Annotated in this window: 14 protein-coding genes; all 14 read left to right on the plus strand. The window is 69.1% G+C overall.

Annotation, left to right across the window (positions count from 1 at the left end; genetic code table 11):
* Positions 1-6: 6 nt before the first annotated feature.
* The 14 genes from rsmH to ftsZ all read left to right on the plus strand — a co-directional run bounded on the left by rsmH (position 7) and on the right by ftsZ (position 17,367).
* Positions 7-930, plus strand: coding sequence for a 16S rRNA (cytosine(1402)-N(4))-methyltransferase RsmH (rsmH, locus tag N8A90_RS22735; protein ID WP_262077497.1), 924 nt, complete (start codon positions 7-9; stop codon positions 928-930).
* Entirely contained in the window at positions 927-1,274 is a 348-nt protein-coding gene (gene ftsL / locus N8A90_RS22740; protein ID WP_262077498.1) for a cell division protein FtsL, read from the plus strand. Before rsmH ends, ftsL begins: the two co-directional genes overlap by 4 nt.
* On the plus strand, positions 1,274-3,028 hold the full coding sequence (locus N8A90_RS22745; protein ID WP_262077499.1) for a peptidoglycan D,D-transpeptidase FtsI family protein: 1,755 nt from the start codon (positions 1,274-1,276) through the stop codon (positions 3,026-3,028). Before ftsL ends, N8A90_RS22745 begins: the two co-directional genes overlap by 1 nt.
* A complete protein-coding gene (locus N8A90_RS22750; RefSeq protein ID WP_262077500.1) occupies positions 3,028-4,530 on the plus strand; it encodes a UDP-N-acetylmuramoyl-L-alanyl-D-glutamate--2,6-diaminopimelate ligase in 1,503 nt (500 codons plus the stop codon). The genes N8A90_RS22745 and N8A90_RS22750 overlap by 1 nt, the downstream gene beginning before the upstream one ends.
* A 59-nt stretch (positions 4,531-4,589) precedes the next feature.
* A complete protein-coding gene (gene murF, locus N8A90_RS22755; RefSeq protein ID WP_262077501.1) occupies positions 4,590-6,044 on the plus strand; it encodes a UDP-N-acetylmuramoyl-tripeptide--D-alanyl-D-alanine ligase in 1,455 nt (484 codons plus the stop codon).
* 15 nt (positions 6,045-6,059) lie between these two features.
* Positions 6,060-7,238 carry a phospho-N-acetylmuramoyl-pentapeptide-transferase gene (gene mraY, locus N8A90_RS22760; RefSeq protein ID WP_262077502.1) on the plus strand — a complete coding sequence of 393 codons (1,179 nt, stop codon included), beginning with the start codon at positions 6,060-6,062 and terminating at the stop codon, positions 7,236-7,238.
* A 4-nt stretch (positions 7,239-7,242) separates the two neighbouring features.
* Positions 7,243-9,168: a UDP-N-acetylmuramoyl-L-alanine--D-glutamate ligase gene (murD, locus tag N8A90_RS22765; protein ID WP_262077503.1), complete on the plus strand. Its 1,926-nt coding sequence runs from the start codon at positions 7,243-7,245 to the stop codon at positions 9,166-9,168.
* On the plus strand, positions 9,165-10,463 hold the full coding sequence (gene ftsW, locus N8A90_RS22770; protein WP_262077504.1) for a putative lipid II flippase FtsW: 1,299 nt from the start codon (positions 9,165-9,167) through the stop codon (positions 10,461-10,463). The genes murD and ftsW overlap by 4 nt, the downstream gene beginning before the upstream one ends.
* Positions 10,460-11,542 (plus strand): undecaprenyldiphospho-muramoylpentapeptide beta-N-acetylglucosaminyltransferase, encoded by a 1,083-nt coding sequence (gene murG / locus N8A90_RS22775; protein WP_262077505.1) that lies wholly within the window; start codon positions 10,460-10,462, stop codon positions 11,540-11,542. The genes ftsW and murG overlap by 4 nt, the downstream gene beginning before the upstream one ends.
* Entirely contained in the window at positions 11,539-12,996 is a 1,458-nt protein-coding gene (gene murC / locus N8A90_RS22780) for a UDP-N-acetylmuramate--L-alanine ligase (protein WP_262077506.1), read from the plus strand. Before murG ends, murC begins: the two co-directional genes overlap by 4 nt.
* A complete protein-coding gene (locus N8A90_RS22785) occupies positions 12,993-13,961 on the plus strand; it encodes a D-alanine--D-alanine ligase (protein WP_262077507.1) in 969 nt (322 codons plus the stop codon). The genes murC and N8A90_RS22785 overlap by 4 nt, the downstream gene beginning before the upstream one ends.
* Before the next feature lie 4 nt (positions 13,962-13,965).
* Complete coding sequence (locus tag N8A90_RS22790; protein ID WP_262077508.1) at positions 13,966-14,748, plus strand: cell division protein FtsQ/DivIB; 783 nt, start codon at positions 13,966-13,968, stop codon at positions 14,746-14,748.
* A gap of 20 nt (positions 14,749-14,768) precedes the next feature.
* On the plus strand, positions 14,769-15,998 hold the full coding sequence (ftsA, locus tag N8A90_RS22795; protein WP_262077509.1) for a cell division protein FtsA: 1,230 nt from the start codon (positions 14,769-14,771) through the stop codon (positions 15,996-15,998).
* A 160-nt stretch (positions 15,999-16,158) separates the two neighbouring features.
* On the plus strand, positions 16,159-17,367 hold the full coding sequence (gene ftsZ, locus N8A90_RS22800; protein WP_262077510.1) for a cell division protein FtsZ: 1,209 nt from the start codon (positions 16,159-16,161) through the stop codon (positions 17,365-17,367).
* Positions 17,368-17,413: the final 46 nt, after the last annotated feature.

The raw sequence follows: 17,413 nt of genomic DNA on the forward strand, positions 1-17,413 counted from the left end.
GCCGCCTTGGACACGTCCTTCACCCACACCACCGTCCTTCGCGAGGAGGCGGTCGATGCGCTGCTCGCCGGCCGGCCGCAGCCGCTCGCCGGCACCTACGTCGATGCGACCTTCGGGCGCGGTGGCCACAGCCGGCTGTTGCTGGAAAGGCTGGCGCCGGAGGCCCGGCTCATCGCGTTCGACAAGGACGCGGAAGCGGTGGCCGAAGCAGCGCGCATCACCGATGCGCGTTTTTCCATCCGGCACCAGGGCTTCAAGGATCTGGGGGAGTTGCCGCCGGGCAGCGTGACGGGGCTCCTGATGGACCTGGGCATCAGCTCCCCGCAGATCGACAACCCCGCACGGGGTTTTTCTTTTCGTTTCGACGGCCCGCTCGACATGCGCATGGACACCACGCGCGGCGAGAGCGTGGCCGACTGGCTGGCAACGGCCGAAACCCAGCAGATTGCAGAGGTGATCCGTGACTATGGCGAAGAACGGTTTGCTGTTCAGATTGCAAAGGCGATTGATGCTCGCCGACAAGAACGGGGCCCAATTTCAACCACCACCGAGCTGGCCGAGCTCGTGGCTGGCGCGGTCAAAACCCGCGAGCAGGGCCAGAACCCTGCAACGCGCACATTTCAGGCTCTTCGGATTTTCATCAACGCCGAGCTTGAAGAGCTGCAACAGGCGCTAGACGCGAGCCTGGCGGTGCTGCAGCCGGGCGGCCGGCTGGCGGTGATCGCCTTCCATTCGCTGGAAGACCGGATCGTCAAGCAGTTCATCGCGACGCACTCGAAGGAGGTCTACGACCGCCGTGCGCCCTTCGCCGCGCCGAAGGTGATGAAGCTGCGCGCCCTGGGCCGCATCCGCCCGTCGGACGCCGAGGTGGCCGCCAACCCGCGCGCCCGCAGCGCCATCCTGCGTGTGGCCGAGAGGACCGACGCATGACGCGCCTGAACGTCCTGCTGCTGATCGCCGTGATGGCCACGGCGATGTTCCTGGTGCACACGCAGTACCGCTCGCGCCTGCTCTACACCGAACTCGATCGCGCCAACACCGAGGCGCGCCGCCTCGAAGTCGACGGCGACCGCCTGCAGGTCGAGAAGCGCGCGCAGGCCACGCCGCTGCGCGTCGAGAAGCTGGCCAAGGAGCAGCTCAAGATGCGCACCACCACGCCGGCCATCACGCAGTACGTGCGGCCCGACGGCACGGTGATCCCGCCGATTCCGGCGCCGGCGGCGTCTGCACCGGCGAAACCAGGCACATCGGGCACAGCGCGGAGGACCGGTTGATGGTCCGCCGCAGCCGCAGCGTGCAGTACACGACCAGCCCCTTGCTCGCGAGCAAGACGCCGGTCTGGCGCAGCAAGTTCATCGTCGCCGCGATCGCGCTGGGCTTCGTCGTGCTGGCCGCGCGTGCGGCCTACGTGCAGGTGATCGACAACGAGTTCTTCCAGCGCCAGGGCGAGGTGCGCTTCGCACGCACGCTGGAGCTGCCGGCCAACCGCGGCCGCATCCTCGACCGCAACGGGCTGCTGCTCGCCTCCAGCGTGGTGGCGCCCAGCATCTGGGCCATCCCGGAGGACATCGAGCGCAACGACCCGGACGTGAAGGCCAGGCTCAGGCAGGTCGCCAAGCTGCTGGGCATGGCGCAGAAGGACTTCGACAAGAAGCTCGAGGACGAGGACAAGACCTTCGTCTGGATCCAGCGCCAGGTCGATGCGCCCATCGCCAAGCAGATCGCCGACCTCAACATCAAGGGCATCTACCAGCGCAAGGAATACAAGCGGCAGTACCCCGAAGGCGAAGCGGCGGCGCACGTGGTGGGCTTCACCAACGTGGAAGACCACGGGCAGGAAGGCATCGAGCTGGCCTTCGACAAGGACCTGGCCGGCAAGGCCGGCTCGCGCCGCGTCATCAAGGACCGCCTGGGCCGCGTGGTCGAAGGCGTCGGCGAGACGGTGCCGCCGGTCGACGGCAAGGACATCCAGCTGTCGGTCGACAGCAAGGTGCAGTTCTTCGCCTACCAGAAGCTGCGCGACGCGGTGATCGCGCGCCGTGCCAAGGCCGGCAGCGTGGTGGTGCTCGACAGCACCACCGGCGAAGTGCTCGCGCTTGCGAACTACCCCAGCTACGTGCCCGACAGGCGCCAGAACCTCACCGGCGAGCAGTTGCGCAACCGCGCGCTCACCGATACCTTCGAGCCCGGCTCGACCATGAAGCCGATCACCATCGGCATGGCGCTCGAGGCTGGCCGCGTGAAGCCGTCGACGCTGATCGATACCAGCCCGGGCCGTTATCAGATTGGTGGATTCACCATCAGCGACACCCACAACTACGGCACGCTCACCGTCGAGGGCGTGATCCAGAAGTCGAGCAACGTCGGTGCGCTCAAGATCGCCCAGAAGATGACGCCGCACGAGATGTGGGACACCTACACCGCGCTCGGCTACGGCCAGAAGCCGCAGGTGCAGTTCCCCGGCGCCGTGACCGGCCGGCTGCGCCCGTGGAAGAACTGGAAGCCGGTCGAGCAGGCCACCATGGCCTACGGCTACGGCCTGTCGGCGTCGCTGTTTCAAATGGCGCATTCGTACACAGCCTTCGCGCACGACGGCAGCATCATCCCGGTGACGATGCTCAAGAGTTCCGACACGGCGGTCGGCGTGCGCGTGTTCTCGGCCGAGAACGCGCATGCGGTGCGCAAGATGCTGCAGATGGCCGCCGGCCCCGGCGGCACCGGCCAGCTCGCGCAGACCGTGGGCTATTCGGTGGGCGGCAAGTCCGGCACGGCGCACAAGCAGGTCGGCAAGGGCTACGCCAGCAACAAGTACCGCGCCTGGTTCACCGGCATGGCGCCGATCGAGAAGCCGCGCATCATCGTCGGCGTGATGATCGACGAGCCGAGCGACGGCCAGTACTTCGGCGGCCTGGCCGCTGCGCCGGTGTTCAGCGAAGTCGTGCAGCAGACGCTGCGCATGATGAACGTGGCGCCCGATCTCGCGGTCAAGCCGCTGGTCATCACGCAAGGCGTGGACGAGAGCTTCTGATGGACGACCTGAACCTCCGCACCCCCAACGAAGCCGCGCACTGGCTGCGCTCCTGCGTGGGCGGCGACCTGCATGCCGACAGCCGGCGCATCGGCGACGGCGACGGTTTCATCGCCTGGCCGGGCGCCGCGACCGACGGGCGCGCGCATGTGGCGTCCGCGCTGGCGCAGGGCGCTTCGGTCTGTCTGGTCGAGCGCGAAGGTGTCGAGGCCTTCGGCTTCGATGCGCGTCAGCCGATCGCCAGCTACGTCGGCCTGAAAGCCGCCACCGGGCCGATCGCCGCATCGTTCTACGGCCAGCCGTCGAGCCAGATCCCGCTGATCGCGGTGACCGGCACCAACGGCAAGACCTCGACCGCCTGGTGGCTGGCCGAGGCGCTGTCGAAGCGTCCGGGGCACGGCCCGTGCGCGCTGATCGGCACGCTCGGCATCGGCGTGCCGCCCGAGCTGCGCTATACCGGCCTCACCACGCCCGACCCGGTGATGCTGCAGCGCGAATTGCGCGGCTTCGTCCGGCAGGGCTTTGGCGCCTGCGCCATCGAGGCGTCGTCGATCGGCATCGCCGAGCGGCGGCTCGACGGCTGCGAGATCCGTGTCGCGGTCTTCACCAATTTCACGCAGGACCACCTCGACTACCACGGCAGCATGGACGCCTACTGGGAGGCGAAGGTCGAGCTGTTCCGCTGGCCCGGCCTCGCCGCGGCGGTGGTCAACATCGACGACCTGCACGGCGCGACGCTGGTCGCGAACCTGATCGACCGCGGCACCGGCGCACTCGACCTCTGGACCGTCTCGGCCGGCGGCGGCGCCGCGCGCCTGATGGCGCAGGACATCCGCCACGACGCCGAGGGCCTGCGCTTCGACGTGGTCGAGCAGGGGGCCGGCGCGCAGACGCTGTCGACCCGGCTCATCGGCCAGTACAACGTGGCCAACCTGCTCGGCGTGATCGGTGCGCTGCGCGCCCTCGGGATGACGTTGGCCGATGCGGTCGATGCCTGCCGCGACCTGCAGAGCGTGCCGGGCCGCATGGAGCGTGTGGCGTTGCCAGGCCGGCCGCTGGCGGTGGTCGACTACGCCCACACGCCGGACGCGCTCGACAAGGCGCTCGCCGGCCTGCGCCCGCTCGCCGCGCAGCGCGGCGGCGCGCTGTGGTGCGTGTTCGGCTGCGGCGGCGACCGCGATGCCACCAAGCGCCCGCTCATGGCCGCCGTCGCCGAGACGCAGGCCGACCATGTGGTGATCACCAGCGACAACCCGCGCAGCGAGAAGCCAGCCGCGATCATCGGCCAGATCCTGCTGGGCCTGTCGGACCCCGATGCCGCGCAGGTCGAGCCCGACCGCGCACGCGCCATCGCCGAGACCCTGGCCCAGGCGGCACCCGCCGACGTGGTGCTGATCGCCGGCAAGGGCCACGAGGCCTGGCAGGAAGCCGACGGCGTGCGCACCGAATTTTCCGACCGCATCCACGCGCGTGACGCGCTGCAACGCAGGAGCCCCGCATGAGCGCCGCCCGGCCGCCCGAAGGCGCTCGGCACCGCAGCCCACAGGGCGGAGGTGATTCAATGAGCGTGTCCGTCCCCATGATGACTCTCGGCCAGGCGCTCGCCTGGGTGCCGGGTGCGCGTCTGGTCGGCGATGCCGAAACACCGCTCCTGCGCGTGCACACCGACACCCGCAGCCTGCAACCGGGCGATCTCTTCGTCGCGCTGCGCGGCGAGCGTTTCGATGCCAACGACTTCCTGGCGGACGCACGCGCGAAGGGCGCCGTCGCGGCCATCGCGCACGGCGGGCTCGAGGCGGCCGGCTTGCCGGGCCTCGAAGTGCCCGACACGCTGGCGGCGCTCGGTGCGCTGGCCGCGGGCTGGCGTTCGCAGTTCGACCTGCCGCTGGTGGCCGTCACCGGCAGCAACGGCAAGACGACGGTCACGCAGATGGTCGCGGCCATCCTCCACGCCGCGTGGGGCGACCGGTCGCTGGCGACCGTCGGCAACTTCAACAACGAGATCGGCCTGCCGCTGACGCTGCTGCGGCTGCGTGCGCACCACCAGCTGGCCGTGGTCGAACTCGGCATGAACCATCCGGGCGAGATCGCGCGGCTCGCGACCATCGCGCGGCCGACCATCGCGCTGGTCAACAACGCCCAGCGCGAGCACCAGGAGTTCATGGCGACGGTCGAGGCCGTGGCCCGTGAGAACGGCAGCGTCTTCACGGCGCTGCCCGAAACCGGCACCGCCGTGTTCCCCTTCGGCGATGCCTTCACGCCGCTGTGGAACGAGATCGCGCACGAAGGTGCGACGCGCCGTTGCCTCAGCTTCGGCGACCATCCCGACGCGGACATCGCCCTCGGGCGCGCCGAATGGCGCCGGGGCGTCTGGGCGATCGAGGTGCGCACGCCGCTCGGCCCCTTCCAGACCACGCTGGCCATCGCCGGCCATCACAACGTGATCAATGCGCTGGCGGCGACGGCCTGCGCCCTGTCCAGCGGCGTGTCGCTGGAGAAGATCGCCGAGGGCCTGGCGGCGTTCGAGCCGGTCAAGGGCCGCTCCAAGGCGAGCGCCATCGCGCTGTCCGCGGGTCGCACGCTGACGCTGGTCGACGACACCTACAACGCGAATCCCGATTCGGTGCGCGCCGCCATCGACGTGCTCGCCGCCTTGCCCGGTCCGCGCCTACTGGTGCTGGGCGACATGGGCGAAGTCGGCAACCAGGCCGAGGGCTTTCACGCCGAGGTGGGCGAGTGGGCGCGCGACCGCGGCGTCGAGATGCTGTTTGCGCTCGGCGACGAGACGGTGCACAGCGTGGCCGCCTTCGCCGACCAGCGGGTGCGGCGCCAGGGGCGCCACTTCACCGATGTCGATGCCCTCAACGCGGCCGTGCTGGCGCAGTTGCCCTCGCTCGCCAGTGTGCTGGTCAAGGGCTCGCGCTTCATGCGGATGGAACGGGTGGTGCAGGCCATCGCCGCGGCCACCACGACAACGAACAACCATAACGACAAGGAGGCCGGTCATGCTGCATGAACCGCGTACAGCCGCATGCTGATGAGCCTGGCGCAATGGCTGCAGACGCTCTCGCCCGAGTTCGGGTTCCTGCGCGTCTTCCAGTACCTCACCTTCCGCGCGCTGATGGCCGCGACCACGGCGCTGCTGATCGGCCTGGCGGTCGGCCCGTACGCCATCCGCCGGCTGACCGCGCTCAAGATCGGCCAGCCGGTGCGCGGCTACGGCATGGAGTCGCACCTGACCAAGAGCGGCACGCCCACCATGGGTGGTGTGCTCGTGCTGTTCTCCATCGCTTTCGCCACCGTGCTGTGGTTCGACCTGAGCAACCGCTTCGTGTGGATCGTGCTGTGGGTGACGCTGGGCTTCGGCGCCATCGGCTGGGTCGACGACTGGCGCAAGGTGGTGCGCAAGGACCCGGAAGGCATGCGCTCGCGCGAGAAGTACTTCTGGCAGTCGGTGGTCGGCCTGCTGGCGGGCTTCTACCTGCTGTTCAGCATTTCCGAGAGCTCCAACTGGCGCGTGCTCGAACTGTTCTACGCCTGGGTGCGTTCGGGCTTCGCGCTCGACTTCCCGCCCAAGATCAACCTGCTGGTGCCCTTCTTCAAGGAGATCAGCTACCCGCTCGGCGGCATCGGCTTCGTCATCCTGACCTACCTGGTGATCGTGGGGTCGAGCAATGCGGTGAACCTCACCGACGGACTCGACGGCCTGGCGATCATGCCGGTGGTGATGGTCGGCTCGGCGCTGGGCGTGTTCGCCTACGTCACCGGCAGCTCGGTGTACTCGAAGTACCTGCTGTTCCCGCACATCCCCGGCTCGGGCGAACTGCTGGTGTTCTGCTCGGCCATGGCCGGCGCCGGTCTGGCCTTCCTGTGGTTCAACACGCACCCGGCGCAGGTCTTCATGGGCGACGTCGGTGCGCTGGCGCTGGGCGGCGCGCTCGGCACCATCGCGGTCATCGTGCGCCAGGAGATCGTGTTCTTCGTGATGGGCGGCATCTTCGTGGTCGAGGCGATTTCGGTGATGGCGCAGGTGATGTACTTCAAGTACACCAAGAAGCGTTTCGGCGAAGGGCGGCGCATCCTCAAGATGGCGCCGCTGCACCACCACTTCGAGAAGAGCGGCTGGCGCGAGACGCAGGTCGTCGTGCGCTTCTGGATCATCACGATGCTGCTGTGCCTCGTGGGCCTGTCGACCCTCAAGTTGCGTTGAGCCGATGAAGCATCTGCACGACCTCCCCGTTCTCGTCCTCGGCCTCGGTGCGTCCGGCCTGGCGATGGCGCGTTGGTGCGCGCGGCACGGTGCAGAGGTGACGGTGGCCGATACGCGCGACACGCCGCCCGCCCTGGCGACGCTGCAGGCCGAGTGGCCTAGCGTGCGCTTCGTCGGTGGGCCGCTGACCGCTGCCCTCGTCGAGGGCACGCCGATCCGCGCCGTGTACCGCTCGCCCGGCCTGACGCCGGCGACGATCGCGCCGGTGGTCGACGCGGCACGCGTCATCGGCCTGCCGGTGGGCGGCGAGCTCGACCTGTTCGCGCAGGCCTTGCGCGACCTGCGCACGGTGGACGTGCCGGCCGAAGCGTTGGTCGATCCGATCGAAGAAGCCGAAGCGGCGCCGGTTGTCGAGGACATCGCTCCCGAGGTCGCGCCTGCACCCGAAGCGCCGACGCAGGCCGAGATCGCGATGGCCGAGCAGCCGCCCGTGGAGGTCGCCGAGGCGCCCACCGCACCGGACGCCGAAGTGCCGGAAGCACCGGAAGCCGAGACGCCGCCGACGGTCGAGTCGACCCCGGACGCCGATGCGCCGCCCCCGGTCGTGGCCAAGCCTTCCGTCCACACCGCCGCCCGCGAGGCCGCCGAATTCGTCGCGCGTATCGCCGAGCTTTCCGTGGCCGCGCCTGCGGCGACGCCCGAAGACGAGGCCCCGCTGCCCGTCGCCGTGCCCGAAGCGCCGGTGCCGAAGGGCTACGAACCGGCCGTGCTCGCCATCACCGGCACCAACGGCAAGACCACCGTCACCACGCTGACCGGTCTGCTGGTCGAACGCGCCGGCAAGACCGTGGCAGTGGCCGGCAACATCGGCCCGACGCTGCTCGACACGCTGGCCGCGCACCTCGATGCCGAGACGCTGCCCGACGTGTGGGTGCTGGAACTCTCCAGCTTTCAGCTCGACGGCGTGCAGGACTTCGAGCCCACCGCCGCGGCCGTGCTGAACCTCACACAGGACCACCTCGACTGGCATGGCGACATGGCGGCGTATGCCGCCGCCAAGGCGCGCATCTTCGGCAAGCAGGGCCTGATGATCCTGAACCGCGACGACGCGGGTGTGATGCAGATGCTGCCGCCACCCATCCGCGTGAAGCTGCAGCGTCCGCAGGTCCGCACGCACATCACCTTCGGCGCCGGCCTGCCGCTGCGCCCGAGCGACTTCGGCATCGAGCGTGTCAACGGCATGGCCTGGCTGGTGCGTGCGCTGGAGGCCGACGAGACGATCAAGCGCAAGCGTGGTGCCGCCGCCGAAGAGCAAGAGATTTTCCTGCAACGCCTGATGCCGGCCGACGCATTGCGCATCCGCGGCCAGCACAACGCACTGAACGCGCTGGCGGCCCTGGCGCTGGCCAGCGCGGCCGGCTGCCCGCTCGGGCCGATGCTCTACGGCCTGCGTGAGTACCACGGCGAACCGCACCGCGTCGAATCGGTCGCGATCGTCGACCAGGTCGAGTATTTCGACGACAGCAAGGGCACCAACGTCGGCGCGACCGTCGCCGCGCTCAATGGCCTGGGCGCCGAGCGCCGCATCGTCGCCATCCTCGGCGGCGACGGCAAGGGCCAGGACTTCGAGCCGCTGGCCGCGCCGGTGCGTCAGGTGGCCCGCGCGGTGGTGCTGATCGGGCGCGACGCGCCGCTGATCGAGGCCGCGCTGGCCTCGACCGGCGTCACGCTCGTGCATGCCGCGTCGATGGACGAGGCGGTGCAGCTCGCCGCCAAGCGCGCGCACCCGGGCGATGCGGTGCTGCTGTCGCCGGCCTGCGCCAGCTTCGACATGTTCAAGGACTACGCACACCGCGCGCAGGTGTTCTGCAACGCCGTGCAGGCCCTGGCCGACGCGCCGTCGTCGACGGATGCGGGAGAGGGCGCATGAGCGACACGGTCGCCGCCACCCCGAACACCGCACCGAGCCGCTTCGGCGGCTGGTTCCGCCGTGCCGCCAAGAGCGGCATCGACGCATTGCCGATGCACCTGCCGGTGCGCCTGGGCGGCGGCAGCGTGTCGCAGACCAAGGCCGCGCCGATGCGCGTGCTGGGCTTCGACCAGTCGCTGCTGTGGGTCACGCTGGCGCTGCTGGCCTGGGGTCTGGTGATGGTCTATTCGGCCTCCATCGCGCTGCCGGACAACCCGCGTTTCGCGCGCGCCGGCTATGGGCCGATGTTCTTCCTGCTGCGCCATGTGCTGTTCATCTCGATCGCCTTCGTCGCCGCGCTGCTGGCCTTCCAGATCCCGATGCAGACCTGGGAGCGCGTCGCGCCGTGGATCTTCGTCGTGTCGCTGCTGCTGCTGGTGCTGGTGCTCATCCCGCACGTGGGTCGCGTCGTCAACGGTGCACGTCGCTGGCTGCCGCTGGGCATCATGAACTTCCAGCCCTCCGAGCTCGCCAAGCTGGCGATGGTGCTCTACGCCGCCAGCTACATGGTGCGCAAGATGGAGATCAAGGAACGCTTCTTCCGCGCTGTGCTGCCGATGGGCATCGCGGTGGTCGTGGTCGGCATGCTGCTGCTGGCCGAGCCCGACATGGGTGCCTTCATGGTGATCGCGATCATCGCGATGGGCATCCTGTTTCTGGGCGGCGTGAACGCGCGGATGTTCTTCGTTATCGCCACGCTGGTGGTGGCGGCCTTCGCGCTGATCGTGATGACCAGCGAATGGCGACGCGAGCGGATCTTCGCGTACCTCGATCCCTTCAGCGAAGCGCATGCGCTCGGCAAGGGCTACCAGCTGTCGCATGCACTCATCGCCATCGGCCGCGGCGAGATCTTCGGCGTGGGCCTGGGCGGCAGCGTCGAGAAGCTGCATTGGTTGCCCGAGGCGCACACCGACTTCCTGCTGGCCGTGCTGGGCGAGGAGTTCGGCCTGGTCGGGCTGCTGCTGGTCATCGGCCTGTTCCTGTGGCTGACGCGCCGCATCATGCACATCGGCCGCCAGGCGATCGCGCTCGACCGCGTGTTCTCCGGCCTGGTGGCGCAGGGCATCGGCATCTGGATCGGCTTCCAGTCCTTCATCAACATGGGCGTGAACCTGGGCGCGCTGCCGACCAAGGGCCTCGGCCTGCCGCTGATGAGCTTCGGCGGCTCGGCTATGCTGATGCAACTGATCGCGCTGTCGATCGTGCTGCGCGTGGACTACGAGAACCGCGTGCTGATGCGGGGTGGTCGCGTATGACACGAACTGCACTCGTCATGGCAGGCGGCACGGGCGGACACATCTTCCCGGGCCTGGCCGTGGCCGAGGCGCTGCGCGACCGTGGCTGGGCGGTGCACTGGCTGGGCGCGCCCGGCGGCATGGAGCAGCAGCTCGTGCCGCCGCGCGGCTTCGCCTTCGAGCCGGTGCAGTTCGGCGGCCTGCGCGGCAAGGGGCCGCTCACGCTGCTGATGCTGCCGGCGCGCCTGCTGCGTGCCTTCGTCCAGAGCATCGGCGTGCTGCGCCGCGTGCGGCCCGACGTGGTCATCGGCCTGGGCGGCTACATCACCTTTCCGGGTGGCCTGATGAGCGTGCTGCTGGGCAAGCCGTTGGTGCTGCACGAGCAGAACTCGGTGGCCGGCCTCGCCAACAAGGTGCTGGCGAGCGTCGCCACCCGGGTGTTCACGGCCTTCCCCAACGTGCTGAAGAACGCGCAGTGGGTGGGCAACCCCTTGCGCGAAGCCTTCGTGTCGCAGCCCGATCCGGTCACGCGCTTCACCGGCCGCACCGGCCCGCTCAAGTTGCTGGTGGTGGGCGGGAGCCTGGGCGCGAAGGCGCTCAACAGCATCGTGCCCAAGGCTCTGGCGCGCATCGCGCCGGCGCAGCGGCCGATCGTGATGCACCAGAGCGGCGCCCGGCAGATCGACGACCTGCGCGCCAACTACGTGGCCGCCGGCGTCGAGGCCGAACTCACGCCCTTCATCGACGACACCGCCACCGCCTACGCCACCGCCGACCTGATCGTCGCGCGCGCCGGTGCCAGCACCGTCACCGAAATCGCAGCCGTCGGCGCCGCGGCGCTGTTCGTGCCTTTCCCTTCCGCGGTCGACGACCACCAGACCACCAACGCGCGCTTCCTCGTGGATGCGGGCGGCGGCTGGCTGGTCCAGCAGACCGAACTCACGCCTGAATTGTTGGCCGACTTGCTCCAGAAACTCGAACGAACCACGCTGGTGGACAAGGCCGTGAAGGCCAAGACAATGCAGAAGACCGAGGCGGTCAGCGCCGTAGTGCTGGCCTGCGAAGAACTTGCAGCGAAAAAGCGCGGAGGCGGCGCATGAAGCACGCGATTCGCCACATCCACTTCGTCGGTATCGGCGGCGCCGGCATGAGCGGCATCGCCGAGGTGCTGCTCAACCTGGGCTACCGCATCTCCGGTTCCGACCTGTCGGACAGCGTCACGCTGCGCCGCCTCGCCGGCCTGGGCATCGCGACCCACGTGGGCCACGCCGCGGCGAACATCGCGGGCGCCGACGCCGTCGTGACGTCGACCGCGGTGCAGGCCGACAACCCCGAGGTGATCGCCGCGCGCGAGCGGAAGATCCCCGTGGTGCCGCGCGCCCTGATGCTGGCCGAGCTGATGCGCCTGAAGCAGGGCATTGCCATTGCCGGCACGCACGGCAAGACGACGACGACCAGCCTGGTGGCCAGCGTGCTGGCCGCGGCCGGGCTCGACCCGACCTTCGTGATCGGCGGGCGCCTGAACAGCGCCGGCGCCAACGCGCAGCTGGGCAGCGGCGACTACATCGTGGTCGAGGCCGACGAATCCGACGCGTCCTTCCTGAACCTGCTGCCGGTGATGGCGGTGGTCACGAACATCGACGCCGATCACATGGAGACCTACGGGCACGACTTCGGCAACCTGAAGAAGGCCTTCGTCGACTTCCTGCACCGCATGCCCTTCTACGGCGTGGCGATCCTGTGCACCGACGATGCTGCGGTGCGTGACATCGTGCCCGAGGTGACCTGCCCGGTGACCAGTTACGGCTTCAACGAAGACGCCCAGGTGCGCGCCGTCAACGTGCGCGCGGTCGGCGCGCAGATGCATTTCACCGCGCAGCGCCGCAATGGCATCACGCTGCCGGACCTGGACATCGTGCTGAACCTGGCCGGCGAACACAACGTGCTGAATGCGCTGTCGGTGATCGCGGTGGCCGTCGAGCTCGGTGTGCCCGACGAGGCCGTGCAGCGTGGCCTGGCCGACTTCAAGGGTGTGGGCCGGCGCTTCCAGAGCTATGGCGACGTGCCGGTGAAGGACGCGCAGGCGGCCGAGGCCTTCACGCTGATCGAGGACTACGGCCACCACCCGGTCGAGATGGCGGCCACCATCGCCGCGGCGCGCGGCGCCTTCCCGGGCCGCCGCCTGATGCTGGCCTTCCAGCCGCACCGCTACACCCGCACGCGCGACTGCTTCGAGGACTTCGTCAAGGTGCTGGGCACGGCCGACGCCGTGCTGCTGGGCGAGGTCTACGCGGCCGGCGAGGCGCCGATCGTGGCGGCCGACGGCCGCTCGCTGGCGCGTGCGCTGCGCGTGGCCGGCAAGGTCGAGCCGGTGTTCGTCGACGAGATCGGCACGATGGCGCAGGCCATCCTCGACAACGCGCGCGACGGCGACGTCGTCATCTGCATGGGGGCGGGCTCGATCGGTGCGGTGCCGGCCCGCGTGGTCGAACTCGGCGGCACGGCCGCCTTGCCGAAGCCCGGATCTTTCACACGCGAGGGACGTGCACTGTGAGCAGCGAATCCATTCAATCCTTCGGCAAGGTCGCAGTGCTCTTCGGCGGCACCTCGGCCGAGCGCGAGATCTCGATCCTGTCGGGCACCGGCGTGCTGGAGGCGCTGCGCGCACGCGGCGTCGACGCGCATGCCTTCGACCCGGCCGAGCGCGACCTGGTCGAGCTCAAGCGCGAAGGCTTCGCGCGCTGCTTCATCGCGCTGCACGGCCGCCATGGCGAAGACGGCACGGTGCAGGGCGCGCTCGAACTGCTGGGCATCCCCTACACCGGTTCGGGCGTGATGGCCTCGAGCGTGGCGATGGACAAGGTCATGACCAAGCGCATCTGGCAGGCCGATGGCCTGCCGACGCCCAAGTACGTGCGCCTGGCCGCCGACCAGCAAAGCCGCGAGCAGATCATGGCGGTGCCCGACGTGCTCGGCCTGCCCGTGATCGTGAAGCCGCCGCGCGAAGGCTCGTCGATCGGCGTGACCAAGGTCGAGGGCTACTCGCAGATGCAGGACGCGGTGGCGCTGTCGGCCAAGTACGACGCCGACGTGCTGTGCGAGGAGTTCATCGAGGGCGAGGAAGTCACCTGCGCCGTGCTCGGCCACGGGCTCGACGCGCAGGCGCTGCCGGTGGTGCGCATCGCCGCGCCCGAGGGCGCCTACGACTACCAGAACAAGTACTTCACCGACGACGTGAAGTACCACTGCCCGAGCGGGCTGCCCGAGGCAGAGGAGAAGGAGATCCAGCGCCTCACGCTGGCGGCCTACCGCACGCTCGGCTGCCGCGGCTGGGGCCGCTCCGACGTGATGATCCGCGCCAGCGACCGCAAGCCCTTCCTGCTGGAGATGAACACCTCGCCCGGCATGACGACCCATTCGCTGGTGCCGATGTCGGCGCGTGCGGTGGGCATCGCCTACGAAGACCTGTGCGTGCGCGTGCTGGCCTCCGCAGCACTGGACTCGGAAGGCAAGGTCTGACGACATGGCCACGACCGCACCCGTCCCCTTCGACGTCAAGCTCATGAACCTCACGGCGACGCTGGTCTTCGCCGTGTTCGGTGTCGTGCTGCTGGCGGCGGGGGCCTGGTGGGTGCTGCGCCAGCCCTTTTTCCCGATCGTCGGCATCAAGGTCGACGGCGAGGTGACGCACAACAACGCGGTCACGCTGCGCGCCAACGTGGCGCCGCAGCTGGCGGGCAACTTCTTCACCGTCGACCTGGCGCGTGCGCGCACGGCCTTCGAGTCGGTGCCCTGGGTGCGCAAGGCGGTGGTGCGGCGCGAGTTCCCGAACAAGCTGCGCGCCACGCTGACCGAGCAGGTGGCGGTCGCGCACTGGGGCGACGAGGCGGGCTCGAAGCTGGTCAACGGCTTCGGCGAGGTCTTCGAGGCCAACGTGGCCGAGGTCGACGACCAGCTGCCGCGGCTCGACGGCCCGATCGAACAGGCCGGCCAGGTGCTCGGCATGTACCGCCTGCTGGCGCCGCTGTTCCAGCCCTACGAGCTGAGCGTGGTCGAGCTCGGCCTGTCGAGCCGCGGCAGCTGGCACGTGCTGCTCGACAGCGGCGCGCTCGTCGAACTGGGCCGCGGCCGCAGCGAGGAAGTCGTGGCCCGCACCGAGCGCTTTCTGCGCACCGTGTCGCAGGTGGCTGCGCAGTACGGCCGCACCGTCGCCTCGGTGGAAGGCGCGGACCTGCGGCACAACGAAGGCTATGCGCTGCGAATGCGCGGCGTCACCACGGTCGTCAACGACCCCAAGAAGAAATAAGCGAACACCGAGGACATTCCATGCCCAAAGAATACAAAGACCTGGTCGTCGGCCTCGACATCGGCACCGCCAAGGTGATGGTGGTGGTGGCCGAGGTGCTGCCCAACGGCGAACTCAAGCTCGCCGGCCTCGGCGTGGCGCCGAGCAACGGCCTCAAGCGCGGCGTGGTGGTCAACATCGACGCCACGGTGCAGAGCATCCAGCAGGCGCTGAAAGAAGCCGAGCTGATGGCCGATTGCAAGATCGGCCGCGTCTACACCGGCATCACCGGCAGCCACATCCGCGGCATCAACTCCAGCGGCATGGTGGCGGTGAAGGACAAGGAAGTGACGCCGGCCGACGTGGCCCGCGTGGTCGAGACGGCGCGCGCCATCAACATCTCGAGCGACCAGCGGCTGCTGCTGGTCGAGCCGCAGGAATTCGTGATCGACGGCCAGGACGTGAAGGAGCCGATCGGCATGAGCGGCATGCGCCTGGAGGCCAAGGTGCACATCGTGACGGGCGCGCAGAGCGCGGCCGAGAACATCATCAAGTGCGTGCGCCGCTGCGGTCTCGAGGTCGACCAGCTGATGCTGAACCCGCTGGCCTCGAGCCAGGCGGTGCTGACCGAGGACGAGCGCGAACTGGGCGTGTGCCTGGTCGACATCGGCGCGGGCACGACCGACGTGGCGATCTTCACCAACGGCGCGATCCGCCACACGGCGGTGATCCCGATCGCCGGCGACCTGATCACCAGCGACATCGCGATGGCGCTGCGCACGCCGACCAAGGACGCCGAGGACATCAAGGTCGAGAACGGCTACGCCAAGCAGCTGCTGGCCGACCCCGACACGCAGGTCGAGGTGCCGGGCCTGGGCGACCGCGGCCCGCGCATGCTGAGCAAGCAGGCGCTGGCCGGGGTGATCGAGCCGCGCGTCGAGGAGATCTTCTCGCTGGTGCAGCAGGTGGTGCGCGAGTCGGGCTACGAGGAGGTGCTGTCGTCCGGCATCGTGCTGACCGGCGGCAGTGCGGTGATGCCGGGCATGGTCGAACTCGGCGAGGACATCTTCCTCAAGCCGGTGCGCCGCGGCATCCCGAAGTATTCGAGCGCGTTGTCCGACATGGTGGCCCAGCCCCGTGCGGCTACCGTCATGGGTCTGCTCGAGGAAGCACGTTTTGCACGCATGCGCGGCTACAAGGTCGCGCAGAAGAACGGATCGGTCAAAACCGCATTCGGACGGTTCAAAGACTTCATCGTGGGGAACTTCTGAGATGAAGTACCACCCCCTCTGGCTGGCCCGCGGCAGTCCGCCCCGGCACTTCAACGAGCGATGGCGGCGGACCGGTCCGCCATCCCCACGAGCAACCGGTCCGCGCACAGAAAAATAGTTCAGAAACACACGGCAACTGCAAGAAATCTAGGAGTCCCAAATGGCCATCGAAATGATCGAAATGGAAGAGTTCAACCAAGGCACGCAGATCAAGGTGATCGGCGTGGGCGGCGGTGGCGGCAACGCGGTCGCGCACATGATCGAGCGTGGCGTGCAGGGCGTTCAGTTCGCCTGCGCCAACACCGATGCCCAGGCGCTGTCGCGCAGCAACGCGCCCAAGCTGATCCAGCTGGGCAACAACGGCCTGGGCGCCGGCGGCAAGCCCGAGAAGGGCCGTGACGCGGCCGAACTCGCGGTCGACGAGATCCGCGCGGCGATCGACGGCGCGCACATGCTGTTCATCACCGCCGGCATGGGCGGCGGCACCGGCACCGGCGCGGCGCCGGTCATCGCCCGCATCGCCAAGGAGATGGGCATCCTCACCGTCGGCGTGGTGACCAAGCCCTTCGACTGGGAAGGCGGCAAGCGCATGAACAACGCCGACAGTGGCCTGGCCGAACTCGAGGCCAACGTCGACTCGCTGATCGTGATCCTCAACGAGAAGCTGCTCGAGGTGCTGGGCGACGACGTGACGCAGGCCGAGGCCTTCGCGCATGCCAACGACGTGCTGAAGAACGCCGTCGGCGGCATCTCGGAGATCATCAACGAGTACGGCGGCGTGAACGTCGACTTCGAGGACGTGCGCACGGTGATGGGCGAGCCCGGCAAGGCCATGATGGGCACGGCTGCGGCCAGCGGCCCGGACCGCGCCCGCATCGCCGCCGAGCAGGCCGTGGCCTGCCCGCTGCTCGAGGGCATCGATCTGTCGGGCGCCAAGGGCGTGCTGGTGCTGGTGACGGCCTCGAAGGGCTCGCTGAAGCTGGCCGAATCGAAGCTGGCGATGAACACCATCCGCGCCTACGCCTCGCCGGACGCGCACGTCATCTACGGCGCCGCCTACGACGAGAACCTGGGCGACGAGATGCGCGTGACGGTGGTGGCCACCGGCCTGTCGCGTGCCGATGCACGCCGTCAGGCGCCGACGCTGGAAGTGATCCGCACCGGCACCGACAACATCCCGTTCACCGTCCCGACCCTGGGCGGCATGGGCCAGACCGGCGCGCACGGCCAGCCCAACTACGAAGGCATGGCGGTGCCCAGCGTGTGGCGCACCAACCGCACGATGGCGGCGGCCAAGGTCGACGCGCTGTCCTCGGGCGGCATGGACGACTTCGAGATCCCTGCGTTTCTGCGTCGGCAAGCCGACTGAGGCCGACCGTGTGACTATGGAGGCCATAGCGAGCCGCGCGTTTCGG

The sequence above is a fragment of the Variovorax sp. N23 genome, assembly GCF_025486315.1.
Classification (GTDB): domain Bacteria; phylum Pseudomonadota; class Gammaproteobacteria; order Burkholderiales; family Burkholderiaceae_C; genus Variovorax.

What these genes read in the sequence shown, in the direction of transcription:
- ftsW (WP_262077504.1), top strand. Translation starts at nt 9,165, where the DNA reads ATGAGCGACACGGTCGCCGCCACCCCGAACACCGCACCGAGCCGCTTC.
- N8A90_RS22790 (WP_262077508.1), top strand. Translation starts at nt 13,966, where the DNA reads ATGGCCACGACCGCACCCGTCCCCTTCGACGTCAAGCTCATGAACCTC.
- N8A90_RS22750 (WP_262077500.1), top strand. Translation starts at nt 3,028, where the DNA reads ATGGACGACCTGAACCTCCGCACCCCCAACGAAGCCGCGCACTGGCTG.
- mraY (WP_262077502.1), top strand. Translation starts at nt 6,060, where the DNA reads ATGCTGATGAGCCTGGCGCAATGGCTGCAGACGCTCTCGCCCGAGTTC.
- murC (WP_262077506.1), top strand. Translation starts at nt 11,539, where the DNA reads ATGAAGCACGCGATTCGCCACATCCACTTCGTCGGTATCGGCGGCGCC.
- murG (WP_262077505.1), top strand. Translation starts at nt 10,460, where the DNA reads ATGACACGAACTGCACTCGTCATGGCAGGCGGCACGGGCGGACACATC.
- ftsZ (WP_262077510.1), top strand. Translation starts at nt 16,159, where the DNA reads ATGGCCATCGAAATGATCGAAATGGAAGAGTTCAACCAAGGCACGCAG.
- murF (WP_262077501.1), top strand. Translation starts at nt 4,590, where the DNA reads ATGAGCGTGTCCGTCCCCATGATGACTCTCGGCCAGGCGCTCGCCTGG.
- ftsL (WP_262077498.1), top strand. Translation starts at nt 927, where the DNA reads ATGACGCGCCTGAACGTCCTGCTGCTGATCGCCGTGATGGCCACGGCG.
- murD (WP_262077503.1), top strand. Translation starts at nt 7,243, where the DNA reads ATGAAGCATCTGCACGACCTCCCCGTTCTCGTCCTCGGCCTCGGTGCG.
- ftsA (WP_262077509.1), top strand. Translation starts at nt 14,769, where the DNA reads ATGCCCAAAGAATACAAAGACCTGGTCGTCGGCCTCGACATCGGCACC.
- N8A90_RS22745 (WP_262077499.1), top strand. Translation starts at nt 1,274, where the DNA reads ATGGTCCGCCGCAGCCGCAGCGTGCAGTACACGACCAGCCCCTTGCTC.